Origin of the sequence: Streptomyces longispororuber (genome assembly GCF_014656095.1) — a bacterium.
Classification (GTDB): Bacteria; Actinomycetota; Actinomycetes; order Streptomycetales; family Streptomycetaceae; genus Streptomyces; species Streptomyces longispororuber.
In genome coordinates this window covers 31,747-53,635 of the sequence record NZ_BNBT01000008.1, presented here as the reverse complement: position 1 = coordinate 53,635, position 21,889 = coordinate 31,747, and the positions used below count along the sequence as shown (strand labels likewise).

Below are 21,889 nucleotides of genomic sequence, written 5' to 3'. Positions count from 1 at the left end.
TGGGGGCAGGGGCTGCCCCCATGCCCAGTGGCAAAGGTCCGCTGAGGGGGTCAGGGTTTTCGGCGGCGGCCCGTGCCGCCGCGGGAGAGGCGGGGGCGGGTGGGGTTGGTGCCCGAGCGGGGAGGAGTGAGGCCAGGGGCCCCCGTCGGTCCTGGCGCCCCCGTCGGACCCGGTGCCCCCGGGGCGCCCATCGGCCCGGCAGGACCTCCGGGGCCGGCAGGGCCGGCCGGGCCGGGAGGACCAGCAGGCCCGGCGGGCCCGGCTGCCCCCTGGTGGGGGGTTCCCGCGGGGCCGGGCCCCAACGGTCCGCCGGTGTAAGGCCCCACGGGTCCGCCCGGGCCCGGGACTCCCGCCGCGGCGGGCGAGGCAGGGGCGTTCTGCCGGTCGGCGGAGACGACGAGGGCGGCGAGCGCGGTGGTGACGGGGACGGAGGCGACGAGGCCGATCGAGCCGATCAGGGTGCGGACGATCTCCTCGGCGACCAGCTCGCTGTTGGCCACGGTGCCCACGCTGCTCTGGGCGATGGAGAAGAGCAGCAGGAGGGGGAGGGCGGCGCCCGCGTAGGCGAGGACCAGGGTGTTGACGACCGAAGCGATGTGGTCGCGGCCGATGCGGATGCCCGCGCGGTACAGGCCGCGCCAGCCCATCGTCGGGTTGGCCTGGTGCAGCTCCCAGACCGCGGAGGTCTGGGTGACGGTGACGTCGTCGAGCACGCCGAGGGAGCCGATGATGATGCCGGCGAGCAGCAGACCGCTCATGTCGATCGACGGGTACAGGCCGTGGATGAGGCCGGTGTTGTCGTCCGTGTTGCCGGAGAGGGAGGCCCAGCCGAGGAAGAGCGAGCCGAGCAGACCGATGAGGAGGAGGGAGATCAAGGTGCCCAGCACCGCGACCGAGGTGCGCGCGGTCAGGCCGTGGCACATGTAGAGCGCGATCAGCATGATGGCGCTCGCCCCGACGACGGCGACCACCAGGGGGTTCGAGCCTTGCAGGATCGCGGGGAGGATGAAGAAGGTCAGGATCAGGAAGCTGACCGCGAGGGCGACCAGGGCCATCACGCCGCGCAGCCGCCCCACCACCACGACGGCGAGGGCGAAGATGCCGGCGAGCAGGGCCATCGGCACCTCGCGGTCCACGTCGGTGACCGAGTACTGCAGGCCCTTGGGGGCCTTGGGCTCGTAGGCGACCACCACGTCCTGGCCCTGTTCGAGCTGGCGGGGGGCGTCGGGCTGGACGATCTCCGTGAAGGTGTAGCCCTTGTGCGGGCCGCTGGTCACCTTGATCGTGGCCTTCTTGCAGGTGCCCTGGGCGCGGGACTGGGCGGTCTTGCCCTCGGCGGTGGAGGTGTCGCCGTTGGGCAGCGGCTGCGAGCCGTTCACGTCCTTGCAGGGCAGCGCCTCGACCTTCGCGACGGTGGCGGACCTGGTCTGCCGGTCGAAGCCGACGCCGGTGCGCTCGTGGTCCGGTGTCCCGCCGGGCCAGAGCACCGCGAGGCCCACGAGGACGGCCGCGGCGAAGGGGATCAGGACGGCGGCGATGACCTTGCGCAGATGCTGGGAGACGGGCGCGGCAGGGCCATGGCTGTGGGAGTGGCCGTGCCCGTGTCCGTGCGGCTCCGGGACGGGCGGCGGTGTGGGGGGCTCTGTCGTGGTCACGGCCCGATCATCGCAAGAACGGAGGGGGCCCTCTGTTCACCGCGCCCGATATGACGCTAGCGTGGAGGCACCTTTGCACACGCGGGAGCTCGGAGCACCGGGCTGAGAGGGCGCTGACCTCCGTACGAACGGCATTCGGACCGTACGGGAACCGCTGCGTCGACCGCCGAACCTGTTACCGGGTAATGCCGGCGTAGGGAGTAGGTCTCATGACCACATCGGACACACGCACGCCTGCCTCCACGCGGCCCGAGGGCGGACAAACCGCCCAGAGCGGGCCGAGCGACGCGGAGGCCGGGAAGTCCATCGGCTGGCACAAGGCATACGTGACGGGCCCGGAGGGGTCGCGTTCCGATCTGCGCGTGCCGGTCCGCCAGGTGCACCTGACCAACGGCAAGACCGTGACCCTGTACGACACCTCGGGCCCGTACACGGACCCGGAGATCGACACCGACGTGCGCCGGGGGCTCGCCCCCCTGCGGGAGAACTGGATCATCGCGCGCGGCGACACCGAGGAGTACGCGGGCCGCCCGGTCCGCCCCGAGGACGACGGCATCAAGCACACCTCGCCGCGCGGCGGCCTGCGCAACCTCGACGCGGTCTTCCCCGGACGCCCGCGCCAGCCGCGCCGCGCCCGCGCCGGCCAGGCGGTGACGCAGCTCGCGTACGCCCGGCGCGGGGAGATCACGCCGGAGATGGAGTACGTGGCCGTCCGGGAGAACGTCGAACCCGAGGTGGTCCGCGCGGAGATCGCGGCGGGGCGCGCGGTCCTGCCCGCCAACGTGAACCACCCGGAGATCGAGCCGATGATCATCGGCAAGCGGTTCCTGGTGAAGGTCAACGCCAACATCGGCAACTCCGCGGTCACCTCCTCCATCGAGGAGGAGGTGGAGAAGATGACGTGGGCGACGAAATGGGGCGCCGACACGGTCATGGACCTGTCCACCGGCCGCAACATCCACACCACGCGCGAGTGGGTGCTGCGCAACTCCCCCGTGCCGATCGGCACCGTGCCTCTCTATCAGGCCCTGGAGAAGGTCGACGGCAAGGCCGAGGAGCTGACCTGGGAGATCTATAAGGACACGGTCATCGAGCAGGCCGAGCAGGGCGTCGACTACATGACGGTGCACGCGGGCGTCCGGCTGCCGTACGTGCCGCTCACCGCGAACCGCAAGACCGGCATCGTCTCGCGCGGCGGTTCGATCATGGCGGCCTGGTGCCTCGCGCACCACAAGGAGAGCTTCCTGTACGAGCACTTCGAGGAGCTCTGCGAGATCCTCGCGGCGTACGACGTGACGTACTCCCTCGGTGACGGTCTGCGGCCCGGGTCGATCGCGGACGCCAACGACCGGGCGCAGTTCGCCGAACTGGAGACCCTCGGTGAGCTGAACAAGATCGCCAAGGCGCACCACGTGCAGACGATGATCGAGGGCCCGGGCCACGTCCCGATGCACAAGATCAAGGAGAACATCGACCTCCAGCAGGAGATCTGCGAGGAGGCGCCGTTCTACACCCTCGGCCCGCTGACCACGGACATCGCGCCCGCCTACGACCACATCACGTCCGGCATCGGCGCCGCGATGATCGGCTGGTGGGGCACGGCGATGCTCTGCTACGTCACGCCGAAGGAGCACCTCGGCCTGCCCAACCGCGACGACGTGAAGACCGGCGTCATCACGTACAAGATCGCGGCGCACGCGGCGGACCTCGCGAAGGGGCACCCGGGCGCGCAGGAGTGGGACGACGCGCTGTCGGACGCGCGGTTCGAGTTCCGCTGGGAGGACCAGTTCAACCTGGCGCTCGACCCGGTCACGGCGCGGGAGTTCCACGACGAGACGCTGCCCGCCGAGCCGGCGAAGACGGCGCACTTCTGCTCGATGTGCGGGCCGAAGTTCTGCTCGATGAAGATCTCCCAGGACATCCGCAGGGAGCACGGGGGGACGCAGGACGAGATCGAGCAGGGCATGGCGGAGAAGTCCAAGGAGTTCGCTGCGGCGGGGAACCGGGTCTACCTGCCGATCGCGGACTGAGCGCCGGTCCTGGACCCCGTGGACGCGGGGCCCGGCGGCCGGGCCCGCCTGTTCGGGCGGCCCGTACCGGCGTACGGGCAGGGCGGAGCGGCCTCTTGGCGCGCCGGGGCGGGGGCCTGGCGCGCCCTGCGCGGGGGTCGGCGCCGGCCTTGATCGGGACCGGAGTGGCCCCGTCGCCGGGCGGCGACCGGGCCGCTCCCGTCGCCGACCGGCGACCGGGTGACGTCCTTCGGGTTACTCGGGCCGGTGCTCGGGCCCTCCGTAGTCCGGGCTGGAGAAGTCCGGGCTGGAGTAGCTCGGCCGGGTGCCGGTGGTGGAGCCGCCCTCAGGGCTGCTGAACCCCGGCTTGTGGTAGCCGAGCTGCGGCATGCGCCCGGTCGGGCCGGCGGGCGGCGTCCGGGGTCCGGGCGTCGTGCCCGGCTCCGCGAGCGCCTCCCGCAGGAACGGCAGGATGCCGCGCTCCAGGAGTGCCTGGCTCCAGGCCTCCCTGGCCCGTTCCACTTCCGTGTTCCGCTCGTCGTGCGAGCCTGCCTGGAGGGAAGTGGAGCCGTTGCGCAGGGCGGTCAGGAGCAGGCCGACCGCGGCGACCAGGATGGCGGCCGCCGTGAGCGCGCCGAACAGCCACCCGGCGGTGAGCAGGGTGTCCGCGAAGGCGGGCTCGGGGTCGAGCATCTTCAGGATGTAGCCGACGAGCAGGAAGATCGCGGCGGCCGCGCCCGCGAGCAGCGGGGCGAGCACCGCGACCACGGCGACCGCTCCGGCCCCTGCGGTCTCGGTGACCTCGCCCATCGTGGCGAGACCGACGCCGCCGGACGCGGATTCGGCCGGGGTGGAGCTGGGTCCGCTCCCTTCACGGACCGGTGGTGAGGCGGAGGTGCCGGAGTCGCGCAGATCCTCACGGACCTTCACATAATGGCGGTATTCGGCCGCTGCCGCGGCCGTGATCAGTGCAGTGGCGTTGAGCGCCATGGTGCGTAGCTGCTCGGGGTTGAGTCGCTGGCCCACCGCGGCCAGCTCCGGGCGGTTCGGTGCGGTGCGCAGCGCCTCGTCGAGGATCCGCGTGTACTCGGGGCGGTCCTCATTGAGCAGGTGTGGAGCGCTGTTCATGTGCATCCCCCGATGCTCCGTAGGGCTGGGGCTCGCAGGGTCACGAGCCGTCGGGCAGGAACGGAGGGGAGCCTGCTACGGATAGAGCGATGGTAGAGCCGTGACAGTACGCGGTGACAGGGGGTTTCCAGAATTGGCCCGCTGGCCAGCGTGGTCCCGTCTCCGCGCGGTGTACTCGTGGTGCCCCTGCCCGGTGGACGCTCAGTTAGCCAGAGGGAGCTGGCACACCAGTAGTTTTCCGGCCATGGTCACTCCGCCGTCCATGGCGATGGCGAGGCCGTCGGCGTAGATGTGCGGGCCCTCGATCACGGGACGGCCGTCGTCGTCCCCGTCGTACTCGGAGCCGACCTCTCCCAGGAGGTACGGGATGGGGCTGTGGCCGTGGACGATGCGGCTGCCGCCGTAGACGTCGAGGAGCTCGCGCACGGCCTGGGCGCCGTTGTCGTCGCGGAAGGCGAAGCGCTTGGTGAACTTCCGGAAGAGGTCCCAGTACTCGTCCGGGTCGTTGCGCGTGAGGGCCTCGCGGATGGTGTCGTTGACCTCTTCGATGGAGTCGCCGTAGTCGAGGTACGCGGTGGTGTCGGAGTGCACGAGCAGGTGCCCGTCCTCCTCCTCGATGGCGTCCAGGCGGGCCATCCACTGCAGGTGGTGGTCCTCCAGGCGCTCCATGTCCGTCTTCTGGCCGCCGTTGAGGAGCCAGGCGGCCTGGAACGTGGCGGTGCCTGCGCCGGAGTTGACCGGCGTGTCGCCGAAGCGCTTGGCGCCGATGAGCAGCAGCTCGTGGTTGCCCATGAGCGCCTTGCAGTAGCCGCCTGCGGCGGCGGCCTCGGCGGACAGGCGCATCACCAGGTCGATGACGCCGATGCCGTCGGGTCCGCGGTCGGTGAAGTCGCCGAGGAACCACAGCCGGGTGTTGCCCGCGCACCACGTGAGGTCGGTGTCGATGAGCCCCTCGGCCTGGAGCGCCGCGACCAGCTCGTCCAGGTAGCCGTGGACGTCGCCGACGACGTACAGCGGACCGAGCTCCTCCGTGCCCGGGGCGGGCGGCGGCTCGGGCATCTCGCGCACCTCGACCTGCACGGTGTCGCCGCGGCGGCCGATGACGGGCAGGTCGCGCTCCGTGGGGGTGTAGCCCTCGGGCACGTCGGCGGCCGACCCGGGGTGGGTCTGCGCCGTCAGGGGGTCCGGGGCGCCCACGGCCGCCTGCGGGGCCGCGGGGTGCGAGGGGCCCTCGGGGGCGTGCGCGGCGAGCCCCGGGCCCGGCTGCGCGGGAACGCGCGGCGTGAGACCGCCCTGCGCCTCCGCGGGCTGGATGGCGTGGGCCTGGTCCGCCTGGCCCGCATAGGCGTCCGTTTGCCCGGCGTACTCGGCCGGCTGCCCGTCGTACGTCTCCGGCTGCTCGTCGTACGGGTCCGGGTGGGGGATCTGCTCCACGGGCTGTCCGACGTACTCGGCCGGGGGCACGCCGTGGTCGGCCGGCGCGGCGGGGCGGTAGCCGTGGTCCTGGGGCTGCTCGCCGTACTCGGGGGAACGGGGGCCGGGGGCGGCGGGGTGCTGACCGACTTCGGTCGGGTGGTGACCGTTCACGGCGGACGGGTGCCCGGGGTCGACGGACTGGTGCCCGGAATCGACGGACTGGTGTCCGGGGATGGACTGGTGCCCGGGGGCGAGCGGCTGGTGCTGGCCGGGGACGGTGGGGCGGTGGGCCTGGTCGGCGGGCTGATGGACGGACTGACGGGCCTGGTCGGCGGCCTGGGTCCCGGTCTCGCGGACGCCCTCGTACACATATGCGGGAACGCGGAAGTCGCGCAGCGTCGCCGTCCGCACCTCGGGTCCCTGACCGGCCCCCTGAGTCATCGACCCCTCCACCACCATTGCGCCGCATCTGCACCGGGATCGGACTGCCTGGTCGCAGCGGCCCGCGGTGTCGTCCGCCCATCATAGGAATGCGGCTGTCGCTGTGTGGTGCACCAGGGGTGGTGAATCGACGGGGAGCCCCAGTTCACCATGGTTTTCTCCCGAATTGGACCGAGGTTTCCCCACAGGTCACGACAGCCCGGGCGGATCCCGGCGGGCGTCGGCCCCGGGTCGTGGACCGGGGCCGACGCGCCGGAACCTAGCTGTGGCCGGGCGAGCGGGGCGGACTGACGGTCGTGCGCGGCGGACGTCGCTCGGACGAGGTGCGCACGATCAGCTCGGTCGGTATCACCTGCTCGACGGGACGGCCGGTGTCCAAGCCCTCGATGGCGTCGATGAGCAACTGGACGACGGCCGTGCCGATGCGGCGCGGTTTCAGCGACAGCGTGGTGATGGGCGGCTCGGTGGTGGCGTACACCGTCGACTCGCTGCAGCACACGAGGAGCAGGTCGTCGGGTACGCGCAGGCCGTAGCGGCGGGCCGCGGCGAGCAGGTCGGTGCCGTTCGGGTCGAACAGGCCGTACACGGCGTCGGGCCGGTCCGGCCGGGCGAGCAGGCGGTCGGCGGCCACGGCGCCCGCGCACGGGTCGTGGGCCGGGTAGGACTCGTAGACCGGGTCCTGGCCGACGCGCTCGCACCAGCGCAGGTAGGCGGTCGTGGACAGATGGGTGTACGTGTCGGTGGTGGTGCCCGTGAGCAGGCCGATGCGGCGGGCGCCGGCGGCGGCGAGGTGCTCGAGGATCTCCAGGACCGCGGCCTCGTGGTCGTTGTCGACCCAGGCCGTCACCGGCAGCGCCCCGGCGGGGCGGCCGTCGGAGACCACCGGCAGGCCCTGGCGGACCAGCTCGCTGACCACCGGGTCGTGGTCGGAGGGGTCGACGACGACGGTGCCGTCGAGCGCCACGTTCGACCAGACGTCGACGGGGCTGCGGCGCGAGGTCGCGGGCAGGATGACCAGGGCGTAGCCCCGGGCGAGCGCGGCGGAGGTGGCGGCTCTCGCCATCTCCGCGAAGTACGCGAACTCCGTGAAGGTGAAAGGTTCATCCCCGTACGTCGTCACGGTCAGGCCGATGAGCCCCGACTTGCCCGTGCGCAGCGTGCGGGCCGCGGCCGACGGGCGGTAGCCGAGGCGGTCGGCGACCTCACGGACATGGCGTCGAGTGGCATCGGGCAACCGGCCCTTGCCGTTGAGCGCGTCGGAGACAGTCGTGATGGAGACACCGGCTGCGGCGGCGACGTCTCTGATGCCGGCTCGGCTCTGCCTGTTGCCCCGGCGGGCGGTCTCCGCTCGGCTCACCTGGTGCTTCCCTGCTGCTGTCATGGCGAGCCGATAGTAGGGCTCATGGGGGTGGGTAGTGCGGGCGCATATTCACCCGTTGACAGGCACGATTCTGCATGGCCGTGACGGGGCAATCACCTTCGAAAGCAAGGGAGTTGGGCCAGTGACTCGGTATCGCCCCCTTGTCGTCGCGTGGAGGCCTGCCAAATGGGCCAGGTCTCGAAGAGGTCTCAACTCACCTGCACGGGGGACGCGCGCCACGGAGTGAGCCACCGGCGCGTGGTTCTGGCGGGGGCGCCCCTTCGGGGTGTGCGCGGTGGTGGTGAGCCGGAGTGGGTTCAGGGGGTGCGGAGTGGGTCCACGGCGGGGGCCGTGGTGGGGGGCGTGGTGGGGGTCGCCGCGGGAGCCGTGGTGGGGGCCGGGGGGTGCTGGTGGAGGGGGGCTCAGGCTCTGGAGCCCGAGGTGGGGTCGCTGCACGGCTCGTCCGCGAGCGAGGGCAGGGCCTCTCGGTGATGCGCGGGGCTTTTTGCGGCCCGCCTTCCGGGGCCCGTCTACTGGGGTGCGCCGGAGGGCTCCCGGCGGTCTGCCGGTGGTTCGGAGGGCTTCCGGCGGTCTGCCGGTGGTTCGGAGGGCGCCCGGGCCGGCCCCGCGGAGCCCGTCCACACCGATTACTTCGCCAGGGCATTCGCAGCGGCGGCGAATCCTCATAAGGTGAGAAGCATTGAAGGTCGGATGATCACGAGGAGGACCGCGGTGAGCGAGACGAGCCCCAGGCTGCGTGCCGTGCTGGAGGGTATCCCCACCTACAAGCCGGGCAAGCCCGCCGCGGCCGAGGGCGCGCAGGCCTACAAGCTGTCCTCGAACGAGAACCCCTACCCGCCGCTGCCCGGGGTGATGGAGACCGCGATGGAGGCGGTCCGCTCCTTCAACCGGTACCCGGACATGGCCTGCACGGGGCTGATGAGCGAGCTGGCCGAGCACTTCGGGGTGCCCGCCGCCCACGTCGCGACGGGCACCGGCTCCGTCGGCGTCGCGCAGCAGTTGGTCCAGGCCACCTCGGGCCCCGGCGACGAAGTGATCTACGCCTGGCGCTCCTTCGAGGCGTACCCGATCATCACGCAGATCAGCGGGGCCACGGCGGTGCGGGTGCCGCTGACGTCCGGCGAGGTGCACGACCTCGACGCCATGGCGGCGGCCATTACCGACCGCACTCGCCTGATCTTCGTCTGCAACCCCAACAACCCCACCGGCACATCGGTCCGCAGGGCCGAGCTCGAGCGCTTCCTCGACCGGGTGCCCAGCGACATCCTCGTGGTGCTCGACGAGGCCTACCGCGAGTTCGTCCGGGACCCGGAGGTCCCCGACGGGATCGAGCTCTACCGTGACCGGCCCAACGTCTGTGTGCTGCGGACCTTCTCCAAGGCCTACGGCCTCGCGGGGCTGCGGGTCGGCTTCGCGATCGCGCACGAGCCGGTGGCGGCCGCCCTGCGCAAGACGGCGGTGCCGTTCGGGGTGAGCCAGCTCGCCCAGGACGCGGCGGTGGCCTCGCTGCGCGCGGAGGGCGAACTGCTCAGCCGCGTCGACACCCTGGTCACCGAGCGCACGCGTGTCCTGGAGGGGCTGCGGGGGCAGGGCTGGACGGTGCCCGACACCCAGGCGAACTTCGTCTGGCTGCGCCTCGGCGACCGGACGGTGGACTTCGCCGCCGCGTGCGAGCAGGCGGGCGTCACCGTGCGGCCGTTCGCCGGTGAGGGCGTCCGCGTCACGATCGGCGAGACGGAGGCCAACGACATCTTCCTGAAGGCGGCGGAGGCCTTCCGCAAGGAGCTCTAGGAAGGAGCTCCAGGGAGGAGCTCCAGGAGGGGCGGCGGCCTGCCGCAGGAGGCGGCCGGGGAGCACCGGCCGCCCCAGGTGAGACGTAGGGCCGGACGGCAGCGCGAGCGCATGGCCGTCCGGCCTTCGTATGTCCCCTTCGTATGCCCGGGCGCGACCTGCCGCCGCCCGGTCCCTCGCCGCCCGCCTCTCCGCCAGGGCCGAACGGCCCCGAGAGCCCCGCAAGGGACAACTTGACGTGCGCGAGCGCCTTGCGCGCGGCCCCGCTCTTGCCCCCAGCACCCCTCCGAGCCCGAAAGTGCCTGGTCAGGGCGGCGCGAGTCACGGTAGAGGCCTGTGCTCTAGCCCGTTCCCTGCGGTAACGGGACCCCCCTTTCAAGCCGTGGTGTTCATAGGACATAATTGCTTGTGAATGTGAACGCGTTCACAAGCGTGCCCCGCTTGCCCCGGGATGTCCATGACATAAGGGGCAAACTGCCGCTACGACCACGGCACGTAAGGAGAAAGACGACGTGGACCTGGCACTGGCGCCGGAGACCCTGGCGCGATGGCAGTTCGGCATCACCACCGTCTACCACTTCCTCTTCGTCCCGCTGACGATCTCCCTGGCCGCCCTGACGGCGATCCTGGAGACCGCCTGGGTGCGTACGGGCAAGGAGCAGTACCTCAGGGCCACCAAGTTCTGGGGCAAGCTGTTCCTGATCAACATCGCGATGGGCGTGGTCACCGGCATCGTGCAGGAGTTCCAGTTCGGCATGAACTGGTCCGACTACTCGCGGTTCGTCGGCGACGTCTTCGGTGCCCCGCTCGCCTTCGAGGCGCTGATCGCCTTCTTCTTCGAGTCGACCTTCATCGGGCTGTGGATCTTCGGCTGGGACAAGCTGCCGAAGAAGCTGCACTGCGCGACGATCTGGATGGTCTCCATCGGGACCGTCCTGTCGGCGTACTTCATCATCGCCGCCAACGCCTTTATGCAGCACCCGGTCGGCTACCGGCTCGTGGAGCGGGACGGCGTGCAGCGCGCCGAGCTCACCGACTTCGCGAAGGTGCTGTTCCAGGAGACGGCGCTGGTCAACTTCTTCCACGTGATCGCGGCGACGATCCTGGTCGGCGGCGCCTTCATGACGGGCATCGCCATCTTCCACCTGCGCAGGAAGCGGCACGTCCGCACGATGCGCATGTCGCTGCGGCTCGGCCTGGTCACCGCGTTCGTCGGCACCCTGCTGACCGTGATCAGCGCCGACACGCTCGGCAAGGTCATGTACGAGCAGCAGCCGATGAAGATGTCGGCCGCCGAGGCCCTGTGGGAGTCGGAGAAGCCGGCGCCGTTCTCCCTGTTCGCCTACGGTGACGTCGCCGAGGGGCACAACAAGGTCGCCATCGAGATACCCGGCGTGCTGTCCTTCCTCGCCAAGAACAACTTCAACGCCGAGATCCCCGGCATCAACGACCTCAACAAAGAGGCGCAGGAGAAGTTCGGCCCCGGCGACTACCGGCCCAACATCCCCACCGCCTACTGGTCCTACCGCTGGATGATCGGCTTCGGCGGTGTCTCCATGGCCCTGTGCACGGCCGGTCTGTGGCTGACCCGGCGCAAGGTGTGGCTCGCGCCCGAGCACCGCACGGGACCCGACGAGGTGCCGAAGCTCATGCTCACCAAGAACAAGGAGCTGGCACCGAAGCTGGGCACCTGGTGGTGGCGGCTGTCCCAGTGGACCCTGATCTTCCCGCTGATCGGCACCGCCTGGGGTTGGATCTTCACGGAGACCGGCCGCCAGCCCTGGGTCGTCTACGGCGTGCTGCGCACCGAGGACGCGGTCTCCCCGGGCGTCTCCCAGGGCGAAGTGATCACCTCGCTCGTCGTCTTCACGCTGGTCTACGCGATCCTCGCCGTCATCGAGGTCCGGCTGCTGCTCAAGTACGTCCGGCAGGGCCCGCCGAAGCTGTCCGAGGCCGACCTCAACCCGCCCACCAGGATCGGCGGCCCTCCCGGTGGTGCGAGCACCGGCACGGACGCCGAAGCCGACGCCGACCGGCCCATGGCCTTCTCGTACTGAAGGAGCTGACCGGACATGGAACTGCACGACGTCTGGTTCGTACTGATCGCCGTCTTGTGGATCGGCTACTTCTTCCTGGAGGGCTTCGACTTCGGGGTCGGCGTCCTCACCAAGCTGCTCGCCCGGGACCGGGCCGAGAAGCGCGTGCTGATCAACACCATCGGGCCCGTCTGGGACGGCAACGAGGTGTGGCTGCTCTCGGCAGGCGGCGCGACCTTCGCCGCCTTCCCCGAGTGGTACGCGACGCTCTTCTCCGGCTTCTACCTGCCGCTGCTGCTCATCCTGCTCTGCCTGATCCTGCGCGGTGTCGCCTTCGAGTACCGGGCGAAGCGGCCCGACGAGCGGTGGCAGACCAACTGGGAGCACACGATCTTCTGGACCTCGCTGCTCCCGGCGTTCCTGTGGGGCGTGGCCTTCGGCAACATCGTGCGCGGGGTGGAGATCGACGCGCGCAAGGAGTACGTGGGCAGCGTCTTCGACCTGCTCAACCCGTACGCGCTCCTCGGCGGTCTGGTCACGCTCACGCTGTTCACCTTCCACGGCACGGTCTTCACGGCCCTGAAGACGGTCGGTGACATCCGGCTGCGGGCCCGCAAGCTGGCCCTCGCGCTCGGGCTCCTCACCGCCGTGCTCGCGCTCGGGTTCCTCGGCTGGACCCAGGCGGACAACGGCGACGGCGCGAGCATGGTCGCGCTGGTCGTGGCCGTCGTGGCCCTGCTCGCGGCCCTCGGCGCCAACCAGCTCGGCCGGGAGGGCTGGTCCTTCGCGCTGTCGGGCCTGACGATCGTCGCGGCCGTCGCGATGCTCTTCCTGACGCTCTTCCCGAACGTCATGCCCTCGTCGCTGGACGACGACTGGAGCCTCACCGTCACCAACGCCTCGTCGAGCCCCTACACCCTGAAGATCATGACGTGGTGCGCGGGCATCGCGACCCCGGTTGTACTGCTCTACCAGTCGTGGACGTACTGGGTGTTCCGCAAGCGCATCGGCACGCAGCACATCGCGCCGGACCTGCCGCACGGCACGTCGGACGTGCCGAGTGACAGCGCGGCGGACGTACCGAGTGACAGCGCGCCGGACGTGCCGAGTGACAGTGCTCGGGACGTGTCGGCCGGCAGGGCGCACTAGTCCATGACCACGGCCCCCGCAGCGACGGACACCGCCGGCCCGGTTCTTGGGAGGGTGTGTTTCACGTGAAACCAATCGACCCGCGCCTGCTGCGGTACGCCCGCGCCACCCGTGTGTTCCTCGCCGCGGTGGTGGGTCTCGGCCTCGCCGGGGCGGGCCTGGTCGTGGCCCAGGCGATGCTCATCGCCGAGATCGTGGTCGGCTCCTTCCAGCACGGGCTGGCGGTGAGCGAGCTGAGGACGCCCCTCCTGCTGCTCGCAGTGGTCGCCGTGGGCCGGGGAGCCGTGGCCTGGCTGACCGAGCTCGCCGCGCACCGGGCGAGCGCGGCGGTCAAGTCGGAGCTGCGGGTCAGGCTGGTGGAGCGGGCGGGCGCGCTCGGCCCGGGGTGGCTGAGCGGGCAGCGCACGGGCTCGCTGATCAACCTGGCCACGCGAGGCGTGGACGCCCTCGACGACTACTTCTCCCGCTATCTGCCGCAGCTCGGGCTCGCGGTGGTGGTGCCGGTAGCCGTGCTCGCGCGCGTCGTCACCGAGGACTGGGTGTCGGCGGCGATCATCACCGGCACGCTGCCGCTGATCCCGGTCTTCATGATGCTGATCGGCTGGGCCACGCAGGCCCGGATGGACCGCCAGTGGCGGCTGCTCTCGCGGCTTTCGGGCCACTTCCTGGACGTCGTCGCGGGTCTGCCGACGCTCAAGGTGTTCGGCCGCGCCAAGGCGCAGGCCGAGGCGATCCGCAAGATCACCGACGAGTACCGGCGCGCGACGATGCGGACACTGCGCATCGCCTTCCTGTCGTCGTTCGCCCTGGAACTCCTCGCGACCATCTCCGTGGCCCTGGTCGCGGTCACCATCGGCATGCGGCTCGTCCACGGCGACATGGCGCTCTACGACGGCCTGGTCGTGCTCGTCCTCGCGCCCGAGGCCTATCTGCCACTGCGGCAGGTCGGCGCCCGCTACCACGCGGCGGCCGAGGGGCTCGCGGCCGCGGAGGAGATCTTCGCGGTCCTGGAGACCCCCGTACCGGCCGAAGGCAGCGGGCCCGTGCCCCAGGGCGCCCTGAGCGTGGAGGACCTGCGCGTGCGCTACCCCGGGCGGGCGGCGGACGCCGTCGCCGGGGTCTCGTTCACCGTCGAGCCGGGCGAGACCGTGGCCCTGGTCGGGCCGAGCGGCTCGGGCAAGTCGACGCTCCTGCACGCCCTCCTCGGCTTTGTCGCACCCACCGCGGGACGGGTACGTGTCGGCGGCACGGACCTCGCCGACGTGTCCCTGGAGAAGTGGCGGGAGCGGATCGCGTGGGTGCCGCAGCGGCCGCACCTGTTCGCCGGGACCATCGCGGACAACGTACGGCTCGCGCGGCCCGAGGCGGACGACGCGGCCGTGCGGGACGCCCTGCGCGCGGCCGGGGCCATGGAGTTCGTGGCCGCCCTGCCCCTGGGCACCGGGACCGTCCTGGGGGAGGACGGGGCGGGGCTGTCCGCCGGGCAGCGCCAGCGCGTCGCCCTCGCCCGGGCGTTCCTCGCCGACCGGCCCGTGGTGCTGCTCGACGAGCCGACCGCCGCGCTGGACGGGGAGACCGAGGCGGGGGTCGTCGAGGCGGTCCGGCGGCTGGCGGCCGGGCGGACCGTCGTCCTGGTCGTGCACCGGCCGGCGCTGTTGGCCGTCGCGGACCGCGTGGTCCGCGTGGACGCCCCCGACACGGTGGCCTCCTCCTCTCCGGAACCCCTTCGCGGCACGCACGTCCGGACCTGGGACGGCGCTGCCCCCGCCGACGACACCCGGGAGTCGGGTGCACCGACAGCGGACTCCCGTCCCCGGGGAGGCGTGCTCGCCCGCGTGCGGGCGGTGGCGCGACCCCGCAGGGGGCGGCTCGGCCTCGCCCTGCTGCTCGGGAGCCTCGCCCTGGGCAGCGCCGTGGGGCTGATGGCCACCTCCGGGTGGCTGATCTCGCGGGCCTCGCAGCAGCCGCCCGTGATGCACCTGATGATCGCCGTCACGGCGACGCGGGCCTTCGGCATCGGGCGCGCCTGCTTCCGCTACGCCGAGCGCCTCGTATCGCACGACGCGGTGCTGCGGATGCTCGCCGACATGCGGGTCACCGTCTTCCGCCGCCTGGAGCGCCTCGCGCCCGCGGGCCTGCGCCGCACCCGCCGCGGCGACCTCCTGTCCCGGCTCGTCGCCGACGTGGACGCCCTCCAGGACTACTGGCTGCGCTGGCTGCTGCCCGTGGGCGCGGCGGCCGTCGTCAGCGCCGGAGCGGTGGGCTTCACCGCCTGGCTGCTGCCGGAGGCGGGCGCCGTCCTCGCCGCCGGGCTGCTGGCCGCCGGAGTCGGCGTGCCGCTGGTCAGCGGTGCCGTCGCCCGGCGCGCGGAGCGAAGGCTCGCCCCCGCGCGCGGCGCGCTCGCCACGCGGGTCGCCGACCTGCTCACGGGGACGGCCGAGCTGACGGTCGCCGGCGCGCTGCGGCGGCGCACGGCCCACGTCAGGGACGCCGACGCCGAACTGACCCGGATCGCGTCCCGGACGGCGAAGGCCACCGCGCTCGGCGACGGGCTCGGCGCCCTCGCGACGGGCCTCACGGTCGCCGCGGCGGCCCTCGTCGGCGCCCAGGCGGTGCAGGACGGGCGGCTCGGCGGGGTCGCGCTCGCCGCGGTCGTGCTCACACCGCTGGCCGCGTTCGAGGCGGTGACGGGGCTGCCGCTCGCCGTGCAGTACCGCCAGCGCGTCAAGCAGAGCGCCGAGCGCGTCCACGAGGTCGTCGACACCCCCGACCCCCTGCCGGAGCCCGCCGAACTCGCGCCGGTGCCGCCGACGCCGTTCCCGCTGCGCCTCGACGGCCTGCGGGCCCGGTACGAGGGGCAGGACCGCGACGCGCTCGCGGGCGTGTCCCTGACCCTCGACCGCGGCCGCCGCGTCGCCGTCGTGGGCCCGTCCGGCTCCGGCAAGACCACGCTCGCCCACGCCCTGCTGCGCTTCCTGGGCACCACCGGCGGCACGTACACGCTGGGCGGCACCGACGCGGCCCGGCTCGACAGCGACGCGGTGCGGCGCCTGGTCGGCCTGTGCGCGCAGGACGCCCACGTCTTCGACAGCTCCGTACGCGAGAACCTGCTGCTCGCCCGCAAGGACGCGACCGACGACGAGCTGTACGCGGCCCTCGCCCGGGCCCGGCTCGACGGCTGGGCGCGGTCCCTGCCCGACGGACTCGACACCCTGGTCGGGGAGCACGGGGCCCGCCTCTCCGGGGGACAGCGGCAGCGGCTCGCGCTGGCCCGCGCGCTGCTCGCCGACTTCCCCGTCCTCCTCCTCGACGAGCCCGCCGAACACCTCGACCTGCCGACCGCCGACGCCCTGACCGCCGACCTGCTCGCGGCCACCGAGGGACGTACGACGCTGCTCATCACGCACCGTCTCGCCGGACTCGACAAAGTTGACGAGGTGATCGTCCTGGAGGCCGGTCGGGTCGTGCAGCGCGGCGCGTACGAGGACCTGGTGGCCGTGGACGGGCCGCTGCGGCGGATGCGGGAGCGGGAGGCGGCCGCCGACCGGCTGACGGCGGCGGGGGCCCGCTGACGCGGGCAAGGCACCGGAGGTGCTCCGGGCACGCGTGCGGGGCGCTGCGGCGCGTCGCTGACGTGCGGCCCCGGGACGCGCTCCGACTTTCCTCGGCAAATGGGACTAATTACGCTCGGGGCATGCCCCTCCCTCCGGCCTCCGCCGCGCCGCCGCCCGCCGACGACGCCCCGGGCGCGGGGGGTCCGGAAGCGGGGCCGCGGGGTGCGACGGGCCCCGGCGGCCCGGTCGAGGCGGAGGGCCCGGTGCCCGCCCGGGACCAGGGTGACGTCGCCGCGCGGGCGGCCCGCGGCCTGCACGGGCTGTCCTCCGGGCTCACCGCGCGCGTGCCGCAGCTCCTGGAGGCGATGCGGTCCGTCGGCGCCGGGCTGGAGCTGCACACCACCCTGGACCGCATCTGCGAGACCGCGGCCCACCTCACGGACGCCCGCTACGCCGCGATCGGCGTCGTCGCCGAGGACGGCGAGGGGTTGTCGGACTTCGTCCACCACGGCTTCGACGAGGCCACCGCCGAGCGCATCGGCCGGCTGCCGGACGGCCACCGCGGGCTCCTCGGCGCGCTCATCCACCAGCCGGAGACGCTGTGCCTGGCCGACCTCTCCGCCGACCCGCGCTCCTGCGGCTTCCCCGCCCACCACCCGCCGATGCGCACCTTCCTGGGGGTGCCGATCCGCGTCCAGGGCGAGATCTTCGGGAACCTGTACCTCACCGAGAAGCGCGGCGGCACCACGTCCGCGAGGGCCGCGGAGTTCACCGACGACGACGCGCACATGGTGCGGGTGCTCGCCGCGGAGGCGGGCATCGCGATCGGCAACGCCCGCCTCTACGAGGCCGCCCAGCAGCGCGAGCGGTGGATCGACGGCTCCGTGGCGGTCACCACGGCGCTGCTCTCGGGCGCGGACGCGGAGGACGCCCTCGGGGTGGTCGCCGAGCACGCCCGGCGCCTCGCGGACTCGGCGGCGGGGATCGTGCTCCGGCCGCACGAGGAGGGCGGCATGGAGATCGTCGCCGTCTCCGCGGACGAGCCCGGCGTCGCGCTCGGCACGATCGTCCCCCCGGAGAGCCGCATCGTCACCGACCTCCTGGACGGACAGGCGGTGTTCCTCGACGACGCCGCCGGTGATCCGCGCGTCATGACCGACCTCACGCGCGGCTACGGTCCCGTGATGATGCTGCCGCTGCGCAGCGACGGCCGGGTCCTGGGCACCCTCGTCACCCCGCGCGCGCGGGGGGCGCGGCCGTTCACCGGGACGGAGCGGACGCTCGCCACGCAGTTCGCCGCGCAGGCCGCGCTCGCGCTGATGATGGCCGAGGCACAGCGCGACCGGGAGCGGCTCGCGGTGTACGAGGACCGCGACCGCATCGCCCGTGACCTGCACGACCTGGTCATCCAGCGGCTGTTCGCCACCGGGATGATGCTGGAGGGCGCCCAGCGCCGGTCCGTGGTGCCCGAGGTGGTGCGGGGCGTCGGCAAGGCCGTCGACGAACTGGACGTGACCATCCAGGAGATCCGTACGGCGATCTTCGCGCTCCAGCAGGGTCCCGCCGAGGCGCCCTCGGGGCTGCGGACCCGGGTCCTGCGCGAGATCAACATGGCGGCCGTGCCGCTCGGCTTCAAGCCCTCGCACCGCTTCGTCGGCCCCGTCGACACGGCCGTCGGCGAGCTCACCGGCAAGAACCTCGTCGCGGCCCTGCGCGAAGCCCTGTCCAACGCGTTCCGGCACGCGGGCGCCGGCCGCGTCGAGGTCGTCGTCGACGCCACGGCCGTCCTGCCGGACGGCCGCCCGGGCGTACGCCTGACCGTCGCCGACGACGGCGTCGGCATCCCCGAGGGCGGCCGCCGCAGCGGCCTGAAGAACCTCAAGCGACGGGCCGAGGCCCTGGGCGGCACCAGCGGGTACGGGCCGGGCATCGGCGAGGACGGCGGCGGCACGATGGTGGTGTGGCAGGCCCCGCACTGAGAGCCGGGCCCGTGCCGGACCGGGGACCGGCCGCTGTTCGGCGGTACCCGCGTGCACCGTACGGGTCACCCGGTCCCCCCACGCGTACGATTTCCCGCGAGGCGCCGCGCGCGTGCGGGCAACCATCCGAACCATGCGCCCACGTCCGCGCCGTTCGCGCCGTCTGCTTCCCGTCCCCGTCCTGCTGTGCGCCCTCCTCGCCCTGGGGGCGCCGCCGGCGGCGGCCGACCACGAGTCGGACGGCGCCGACGGGAGCGACGGGCCGAGCAGCACCAGCGCCCGGGTGGCACGCCTCTACGAGGAGGCGGCGAGGGCCACCGAGAGCTACGAGGCGGGGCGGAAGGCGGCGCAGGCGCAGCGTGCCCGCGTGCGGGAGCTCGACCGGCTGCTCGCCCAGGAGCACTACCAGGTCGCCGTCCTGCGCGAGGACCTCGGACGGCTGGCCAGCGCCCAGTACCGCACCGGCGGCGGACTCTCGATGACCGTACGGCTGCTGCTCGCGGACAGCCCCGACGCGCTGCTGCGGGGCAGGCGCGCCCTGGGGCAGGCGGACCTCGCCGTCACCCACACCGTCGCCCGGACCCAGCAGGCCGCCGACCGCCTCGACGCCGCCAAGCGGTCGGCGGACCAGGCGCGAAAGGTGCTCGACCAGCGCACCGCCGGGCTCGCCCAGCTCAAACGGGACATCGAGGCGAAGCTGGAGACCGCGCAGTGGGCGCTCCAGGACGAGGCCGACGCGGCCGCCGCCGCGGGCCGGTGCCGGGGCGCGGTACGGCTCGACCAGCCGGAACCGTCCGCCACGGACGCATGGGTGCCGCCCGTGGACTCGTACGAGCTGTCCGCGGGGTTCGACAGCGCGGGTGAGCGGTGGGCGGGGCGCCACACCGGGCAGGACTTCGCCGTCGACATCGGCGCGCCGGTGCGCGCGGTGGGCGAGGGGCGCGTGGTGCGCGTCGCCTGTGGTGGCCCCTTCGGCGTGGAGGTCGTGGTGCGCCATGCCGACGGCTACTACACGCAGTACGCGCACCTGGCCGCCGTGACCGTCGACCAGGGGGAGGCGGTCGGCGCCGGGCAGTGGATCGGCCAGGCGGGCACGACCGGCAACTCGACGGGCCCACACCTGCACTTCGAGGCACGGCTCACGCCGGAACTGGGCTCGGGCGTGGACCCGGTGGAGTGGCTGGAGGAACGCGGGGTCACGCTCTGAACGGGCGCGGCGGAGCCCTCCTTCCCCGGAGAGGCCGGTCGCCCCTTGCCCGGTGGGCCCGGCAAGCCAATGGCCCCTGGCAGGGGCAAGTCAGCCGTCGGGTGCGGGCCAGCCGCGGGAGCGGGTCAGTCGGCTCCTCTGGAGAGACGTTCCGCCACGATGCGCTCGATGACGACCGCCACCCCGTCGTCGTTGTTGGCGACCGTGCGGCCCGAGGCGGCGGCGATCACGTCGGGGTGGGCGTTGCCCATCGCGTACGAGGAGCCGGCCCAGGTGAGCATCTCCACGTCGTTCGGCATGTCCCCGAAGGCGACGACCTCGGCGGGGGAGATGCCGCGCTCGGCACAGCAGAGCGCGAGGGTGCCCGCCTTGGTGACGCCGGGGGCGCTGATCTCGAGCAGCGCGGTCGGGCTGGAGCGGGTGATCTCGGCGCGGTCGCCCGCGGCCGCGCGGGCGAGCGCGAGGAAGGCGTCCGGGGTGAGGTCGGGGTGGTGGGCGAGGACCTTGAGGATGGGCTGGTCCGCGCCGCCGGAGTCCCCCGCGAGGAGCTTCTCGACGGGCGCCACGCTCACCGCGGGGTCCATCCGCAGCGGCGGGTAGTGCGGCTCGTGGTGCACGCCGCCCGTGCGGTCGACGGCGAAGGACGTACCCGGGGCGGCCGCCCGGAGCAGCTCGACGACCTCCAGGGCGTTGGGCGCGGCCAGGGCCCGCACCTTGGCGAAGCGGTGCGCGCCGGGGCCGCCGTGCAGGTCGACGACCGCCGCGCCGTTCGCGCAGATCGCCAGGCCGTGACCGTGGACGTGGTCGCTGACCACGTCCATCCAGCGGGCGGGGCGGCCGGTCACGAAGAAGACCTCGATCCCGGCCGTCTCGGCGGCGGCGAGCGCCGCGACCGTGCGCTCCGACACCGACTTGTCGTCACGCAGCAGCGTGCCGTCCAGGTCGGTGGCGATCAACCGGGGCGGGACGGAGTGGGCCGGGGTCCGCGGCCGGGCGGTAGCTGAGGTCACCACGCGATTGTCCCGCATATGCGCGCACGGGTGTGTGGTGGAGCGCACATGTGAGTACGGCGCACCCCCGCGCGCCCCGTCCACACCCCTGCCACCTCCGGCCCAGGGCACTCCGAAAGCCTCAAGGGATCCGGGAGTCCTCAGGGGATCTGGGAGTCCTCAGGGGCTCCGGTTGCCTCCGAGAGGTTGGGTGCAGCCCGGCGCGGTCTACAACTGCGCCAGGGCCTCGGTCGCGATGCGCTCGAAGACCTTCTCGTCCGCGGCGAAGTCCGTGCCCGGCAGCGGCCAGTGCAGCACGATCTCGGTGAAGCCGAGCGCCGCGTGCTTGCCCGCGAACTCCACGAAGGCGTCGAAGGACTCCAGGGGCCGGTCCGGCGTGAACCCGGTGAGCAGGATCTTGTCCAGCTCGGCGGTGTCCCGGCCGATCTCCGTGCAGGCCGTGCCGAGGCGGTCGACCTGCCCGCGGATGGCCTCCAGGGACTCGTCCGGGGTGCCGGTCTCGGAGGTCTTCGGGTCGCCCGTGGTCACCCATGCCTGGCCGTGGTGGGCGGCGAGCCTGAGGCCGCGCGGGCCGGTCGCGGCCACGGCGAACGGCAGCCGGGGGCGCTGCACGCAGCCGGGGACGGTGCGCGCCTCGTACGCGGCGTAGTGCTCGCCCTCGTGGGTGACCGCGTCCTCGGTGAGCAGCCGGTCGAGCAGCGGCAGGAACTCCGCGAAGTGGTCCGCGCGTTCACGGGGTGTCCAGGGCGCCTCGTCGGCGCGGCGCAGTGTGCCGGCGTCGAAGCCGTTGCCGCCCGCGCCGATGCCGAGGGTGATCCGGCCGTTCGACACGTCGTCCAGAGTGATCAGTTCCTTGGCGAGCGTGACCGGGTGCCGGAAGTTCGGCGAGGTGACGAGGGTGCCCAGGCGTATGCGGTCCGTGACGGCCGCGGCGGCGGTCAGCGTGGGCAGCGCGCCGAACCACGGCCCGTCGCGGAAGGACCGCCACGACAGGTGGTCGTAGGTGTACGCGGTGTGGAAGCCCAGCTCCTCGGCGCGCCGCCAGCGCTCCCGGCCGCCCTCGTGCCAGCGCCGCACGGGCAGGATCACGGTACTCAGACGCAGACTCATGCGGTCGAGCGTACGGGTCGGCG

The 21,889-nt window shown here is 72.9% G+C and carries 13 protein-coding genes; 7 read left to right on the top strand and 6 right to left on the bottom strand.

Annotated features, from left to right (window positions below; translation table 11 throughout):
- Nucleotides 1-50: 50 nt before the first annotated feature.
- The gene (locus IE330_RS04610) at nucleotides 51-1,655 is read right to left on the bottom strand and encodes a YibE/F family protein (RefSeq protein WP_229925382.1); all 1,605 of its coding nucleotides are present in this window, start codon (nucleotides 1,653-1,655) and stop codon (nucleotides 51-53) included.
- A 209-nt stretch (nucleotides 1,656-1,864) separates the two neighbouring features.
- Between IE330_RS04610 and thiC the strand changes: the two genes are divergently transcribed.
- The gene (thiC, locus tag IE330_RS04605; RefSeq protein ID WP_190134547.1) at nucleotides 1,865-3,685 is read left to right on the top strand and encodes a phosphomethylpyrimidine synthase ThiC; all 1,821 of its coding nucleotides are present in this window, start codon (nucleotides 1,865-1,867) and stop codon (nucleotides 3,683-3,685) included.
- A gap of 234 nt (nucleotides 3,686-3,919) precedes the next feature.
- Here thiC and IE330_RS04600 read toward each other — a convergent pair whose 3' ends face one another.
- From IE330_RS04600 to IE330_RS04590, 3 genes are all read right to left on the bottom strand, one after another.
- Nucleotides 3,920-4,798: a hypothetical protein gene (locus IE330_RS04600; protein ID WP_190134546.1), complete on the bottom strand. Its 879-nt coding sequence runs from the start codon at nucleotides 4,796-4,798 to the stop codon at nucleotides 3,920-3,922.
- Nucleotides 4,799-4,993: 195 nt separating this feature from the next.
- On the bottom strand, nucleotides 4,994-6,106 hold the full coding sequence (locus tag IE330_RS04595) for a metallophosphoesterase family protein (protein ID WP_373314564.1): 1,113 nt from the start codon (nucleotides 6,104-6,106) through the stop codon (nucleotides 4,994-4,996).
- Nucleotides 6,107-6,908: 802 nt separating this feature from the next.
- Nucleotides 6,909-8,030: a LacI family DNA-binding transcriptional regulator gene (locus tag IE330_RS04590; RefSeq protein WP_190134544.1), complete on the bottom strand. Its 1,122-nt coding sequence runs from the start codon at nucleotides 8,028-8,030 to the stop codon at nucleotides 6,909-6,911.
- Nucleotides 8,031-8,741: 711 nt separating this feature from the next.
- Here IE330_RS04590 and hisC point away from each other — a divergent pair.
- The 6 genes from hisC (at nucleotide 8,742) to IE330_RS04560 (ending at nucleotide 19,746) form a co-directional block, all read left to right on the top strand.
- Entirely contained in the window at nucleotides 8,742-9,821 is a 1,080-nt protein-coding gene (gene hisC / locus IE330_RS04585) for a histidinol-phosphate transaminase (protein WP_190134543.1), read from the top strand.
- 512 nt (nucleotides 9,822-10,333) lie between these two features.
- A complete protein-coding gene (locus IE330_RS04580; RefSeq protein WP_190134542.1) occupies nucleotides 10,334-11,878 on the top strand; it encodes a cytochrome ubiquinol oxidase subunit I in 1,545 nt (514 codons plus the stop codon).
- 15 nt (nucleotides 11,879-11,893) lie between these two features.
- Nucleotides 11,894-13,006 (top strand): cytochrome d ubiquinol oxidase subunit II, encoded by a 1,113-nt coding sequence (cydB, locus tag IE330_RS04575; protein ID WP_190134541.1) that lies wholly within the window; start codon nucleotides 11,894-11,896, stop codon nucleotides 13,004-13,006.
- A gap of 65 nt (nucleotides 13,007-13,071) precedes the next feature.
- Nucleotides 13,072-16,578: a thiol reductant ABC exporter subunit CydD gene (gene cydD / locus IE330_RS04570; RefSeq protein WP_190134540.1), complete on the top strand. Its 3,507-nt coding sequence runs from the start codon at nucleotides 13,072-13,074 to the stop codon at nucleotides 16,576-16,578.
- Between the two features lie 122 nt (nucleotides 16,579-16,700).
- Complete coding sequence (locus IE330_RS04565; protein WP_190134539.1) at nucleotides 16,701-18,539, top strand: GAF domain-containing sensor histidine kinase; 1,839 nt, start codon at nucleotides 16,701-16,703, stop codon at nucleotides 18,537-18,539.
- A gap of 133 nt (nucleotides 18,540-18,672) precedes the next feature.
- Nucleotides 18,673-19,746 (top strand): M23 family metallopeptidase, encoded by a 1,074-nt coding sequence (locus IE330_RS04560; protein WP_190134538.1) that lies wholly within the window; start codon nucleotides 18,673-18,675, stop codon nucleotides 19,744-19,746.
- 125 nt (nucleotides 19,747-19,871) lie between these two features.
- Here IE330_RS04560 and IE330_RS04555 read toward each other — a convergent pair whose 3' ends face one another.
- Together IE330_RS04555 and IE330_RS04550 are read right to left on the bottom strand one after the other, a co-directional pair.
- Nucleotides 19,872-20,774 (bottom strand): HAD hydrolase family protein, encoded by a 903-nt coding sequence (locus IE330_RS04555; protein ID WP_190134537.1) that lies wholly within the window; start codon nucleotides 20,772-20,774, stop codon nucleotides 19,872-19,874.
- Between the two features lie 189 nt (nucleotides 20,775-20,963).
- The gene (locus IE330_RS04550) at nucleotides 20,964-21,866 is read right to left on the bottom strand and encodes an LLM class flavin-dependent oxidoreductase (protein ID WP_190134536.1); all 903 of its coding nucleotides are present in this window, start codon (nucleotides 21,864-21,866) and stop codon (nucleotides 20,964-20,966) included.
- Nucleotides 21,867-21,889: the final 23 nt, after the last annotated feature.

Coding starts and splice junctions, on each gene's coding strand:
- thiC (WP_190134547.1), top strand. CDS start 1,865: ATGACCACATCGGACACACGCACGCCTGCCTCCACGCGGCCCGAGGGC.
- IE330_RS04600 (WP_190134546.1), bottom strand. CDS start 4,798: ATGCACATGAACAGCGCTCCACACCTGCTCAATGAGGACCGCCCCGAG.
- IE330_RS04590 (WP_190134544.1), bottom strand. CDS start 8,030: ATGACAGCAGCAGGGAAGCACCAGGTGAGCCGAGCGGAGACCGCCCGC.
- cydB (WP_190134541.1), top strand. CDS start 11,894: ATGGAACTGCACGACGTCTGGTTCGTACTGATCGCCGTCTTGTGGATC.
- IE330_RS04565 (WP_190134539.1), top strand. CDS start 16,701: ATGCCCCTCCCTCCGGCCTCCGCCGCGCCGCCGCCCGCCGACGACGCC.
- IE330_RS04560 (WP_190134538.1), top strand. CDS start 18,673: ATGCGCCCACGTCCGCGCCGTTCGCGCCGTCTGCTTCCCGTCCCCGTC.
- IE330_RS04555 (WP_190134537.1), bottom strand. CDS start 20,774: ATGCGGGACAATCGCGTGGTGACCTCAGCTACCGCCCGGCCGCGGACC.
- IE330_RS04550 (WP_190134536.1), bottom strand. CDS start 21,866: ATGAGTCTGCGTCTGAGTACCGTGATCCTGCCCGTGCGGCGCTGGCAC.